The sequence below is a fragment of the Campylobacter sp. genome, from assembly GCF_052170435.1.
GTDB lineage: Bacteria > Campylobacterota > Campylobacteria > Campylobacterales > Campylobacteraceae > Campylobacter_A.
Genome location: NZ_JBQNAN010000050.1, coordinates 1 through 3,201, shown reverse-complemented (window position 1 = coordinate 3,201; position 3,201 = coordinate 1). Strand labels below are relative to the sequence as shown.

Annotated in this window: 5 protein-coding genes; all 5 read left to right on the top strand. The window is 49.2% G+C overall.

The window, feature by feature from the left end; all coding sequences use genetic code 11:
- Positions 1-378: tetraacyldisaccharide 4'-kinase (locus ACTTJF_RS09990; RefSeq protein ID WP_442551836.1), on the top strand; the 378-nt coding region annotated here is incomplete at its 5' end.
- A gap of 27 nt (positions 379-405) precedes the next feature.
- A complete protein-coding gene (gene cutA / locus ACTTJF_RS09985) occupies positions 406-708 on the top strand; it encodes a divalent-cation tolerance protein CutA (protein WP_442551835.1) in 303 nt (100 codons plus the stop codon).
- The gene (gene thrC, locus ACTTJF_RS09980) at positions 705-2,165 is read left to right on the top strand and encodes a threonine synthase (protein WP_442551834.1); all 1,461 of its coding nucleotides are present in this window, start codon (positions 705-707) and stop codon (positions 2,163-2,165) included. The genes cutA and thrC overlap by 4 nt, the downstream gene beginning before the upstream one ends.
- On the top strand, positions 2,162-2,881 hold the full coding sequence (kdsB, locus tag ACTTJF_RS09975) for a 3-deoxy-manno-octulosonate cytidylyltransferase (RefSeq protein ID WP_442551833.1): 720 nt from the start codon (positions 2,162-2,164) through the stop codon (positions 2,879-2,881). Before thrC ends, kdsB begins: the two co-directional genes overlap by 4 nt.
- A 46-nt stretch (positions 2,882-2,927) precedes the next feature.
- A partial coding sequence (locus tag ACTTJF_RS09970; protein ID WP_442551832.1) for a nitrous oxide-stimulated promoter family protein occupies positions 2,928-3,201 on the top strand: 274 nt, incomplete at its 3' end.

The window sequence follows — 3,201 nt, the reverse complement described above, 5'->3', positions numbered from 1 at the left end:
CCTAGCGGCGCGTATCGCTACCCGAGCAAATTTTACGCCAAAGCCGACTACGTCGTAAAAGAGGGCGAGGATTTTACTCGCGGGAGTGAAATTTTAAACCCGACGCCAAAGATGGTTTTGGTCACCGCTATCGCAAATCCGCAGCGCCTGGAGCCTTATTTTAGCCTTTGTATCGGGCGTGAAATTTACCCCGATCACTACGCGTTTTCGCGGGACGAGCTAGCGGAGATCCTAGAGCGCTACGGTGCGACCTCGCTTTTGGTTACGCGAAAAGACGCCGTAAAGATGGAGGAATTTGGCTTGCCGCTCTCCGTCATCGCGCTAAAAACGACGCTGGCGGATAAATTTAAACGAATTATCAAAGAGAAAATTCTATAATCTCCTAAAAATTTTGGGACGCTTTAAATGAAATTCGTACTAACTTCTTGCGCCGACAAGGCCGCGGCTAAAACTCTAGCCAAAAAGCTCGTAAAAGCCAAATTTGCCGCTTGCGTCAGCGTTTTTAAGGCAAATAGCGTTTATTTTTGGGACGGCGAGATAAAGGACGAAAAGGAGCGAGTTTTGCTCATAAAAACCGCGGTTAAATTTAAAAAAATTGCTAAATTTATCGAAAAACATCACGACTACGATCTGCCCGAGATTGTAGCTTTTAAAGCTGACAAAGCTAGCAAAAAATACAAAAAATGGATAAAAAAGGAAAGTAAATGAAGCTATTTCAAACTAGAGCGAATGCGGGCGAGAGCCTGAAAAGCGTAGAATTTAGCCAGGCGCTACTAAGCCCTAGCTCCGCTCACGGCGGGCTTTACGCACCGACACAGCTGCCGCAGCTGGACGCAAATTTTTTTGCGGAGGCGGTAAATTTAACCTACACGCAAATCGCTCTGAAAATCATAGAGAAATTTGGATTTGACGCGGACGCGGCGATGTTTGAGAGGGCGGTAAAGCGGTATGAGAGATTTGACGATCCGCAAAATCCCGTACAGGTGCGAAAAATCGGCGAAAATCTTTACATAAACGAGCTTTATCACGGGCCTACGCGCGCGTTTAAGGATATGGCGCTACAGCCGTTTGGCGCGCTGCTTAGCGAGCTAGCCGCAAAAAGAGGCGAAAAATACCTCATAATGTGCGCGACTAGCGGCGACACGGGACCTGCGACGCTAGAGACCTTCGCGGACGCGCCGGGCGTCAAAGTCGTCTGCCTCTACCCAAAAGACGGCACAAGCGAGGTGCAGCGCCTGCAAATGATAAACGCTGGCGCCGCAAACCTCAAAGTAATCGGCATCGAGGGCAACTTCGACGATGCGCAGCGCACGCTAAAAAGCTTGCTGGCTAGCGATAAATTCAAAGAGCGCTTAAGCGCGGCCGGACTCTCGCTTTCAGCGGCAAATTCGGTAAATTTCGGCCGAATTTTATTTCAGATCATCTATCACGTCTACGCCTACGTTTATCTACTCAAAATGGGCGAGCTAAAAGGCGAGTTTGATATCGTCGTGCCTAGCGGTAACTTCGGCAACGCTCTAGGCGCATACTACGCCAAAAAAATGGGCGCGAAAATCGGCAAAATCAAAATCGTCTCAAACGCAAACAACATCCTGACCGAGTTTTTTACGCAGGGACGATACGATCTGCGCGGCAAAAGCCTAGTTAAGACGATCAGTCCCGCGATGGATATCCTCGTTTCTTCAAACGTCGAGAGGCTGCTTTTTGATAAATTCGGCGCCGTGCGAACCAAAGAGCTAATGGACAAACTCGCGAGCGATGGTTTTTACGAGCTTTCAAGCAGCGAGCTTGGCGCGCTAAAAGAGGACTTTGACGCTGATTTTTGTAGCGATGAGGAGTGCGAGAAATTTATAAAAGAGTGGGCGGCAAAGGGCGTCGCCGTCGATCCGCATACGGCTACTTGCTTTAAAGCGGCGACAAATTTAACGCACCCGTCCGTGATAACGTCGACCGCGCACTGGGTCAAATTTGCTCCAAGCATGTTTAAGGCGCTAAAAAACGAAACGCTAAAAGACGAAAAAAGCGGGCTTGAGGCCTTGGCGGCGGAGTTTAACGACGAAGTGCCAAGCGCGATAAGATCGCTATTTGCAAAAGTCGCCGTGCATAACGAAATCGCTGCAAAAAGCGACATAGAGGCTAAAATTTTAGCCTGGATAAAGCGATGATCATCATCCCTGCAAGGCTCGCTTCGACGCGAATGCCTAATAAAATTTTACGCGAAATAAACGGCGTGCCGATGTTTGTCGCTACGGCGCGCAGGGTGAGCGCGGCTGACGAGGTCGTGATCGCCGCAGACGACGAGGGCGTGGCGCAGATCGCGCAAAAATTCGGCTTTAAAGCCGTGATGACGAGCCGGGCGCATCAAAGCGGAACCGACCGCATCAACGAAGCAGCGGCGATACTCGGCGTCAAAGATAGCGAGATCATCATAAACGTGCAGGCCGATGAACCCTTTATCGAGCCTGAAAATATCGTCAAATTTAGAGAATTTTGCGAGAAAAACGCGGAAAGAGCGTTTATGTTTTCGTGTTTTAAATTTGTCGGCGGTGAGCTAGCGGACGATAAAAACCTGGTCAAGGTCGTGACCGACGACGCGGGCTACGCGCTTTATTTTTCGCGCTCGCGTATCCCGTTTGACCGCGCTGCGTTTGACGCATACAAGGCGCATCTGGGCATCTACGGCTATAGCGCGGCAAATTTAAAAAGATTTTGTTCCTTTGTGCCGTCGACTCTCGAAAATACCGAAAAGCTTGAGCAACTGCGCGCTCTATCAAACGGCAAAAAAATCCTCATGCTTGAGGTGCAAAGCGACAGCATCGGTATCGACTGCGAGGAGGATTTGCAAAGGGCGCGAGCGAAATTTGGCATTGAGTTAGATTAACGCCGAAAGCCCAGAAATTTGGTAAATTTGCCCAAAGGAAAAATGCATGACGAATGAGAAATTTACCGAGCAGGTCACGACTTTGGCGAAATTTTTGCAGACTTACTGCACTGATAAACACGCACTAGAGCCAAAGCGCGAGATAAATTTGGAGCTAATCTATAAGGGCGAAAATTTAAATAATAGTGTCCGGGCGCAGCTTTGCGCCGAGTGCGAGCAGCTCTTTTTATATGCTTACGAGCGGCTTTTGGGCTGTTTGCACGACATCAAACCGAGCTGCCGCAAGTGCCCGCATCCATGCTACGAAAAGCCTAGATGGA

Excerpts from the sequence above, each read along its gene's own strand:
- kdsB (WP_442551833.1), top strand. The coding sequence starts at position 2,162 with ATGATCATCATCCCTGCAAGGCTCGCTTCGACGCGAATGCCTAATAAA.
- cutA (WP_442551835.1), top strand. The coding sequence starts at position 406 with ATGAAATTCGTACTAACTTCTTGCGCCGACAAGGCCGCGGCTAAAACT.
- thrC (WP_442551834.1), top strand. The coding sequence starts at position 705 with ATGAAGCTATTTCAAACTAGAGCGAATGCGGGCGAGAGCCTGAAAAGC.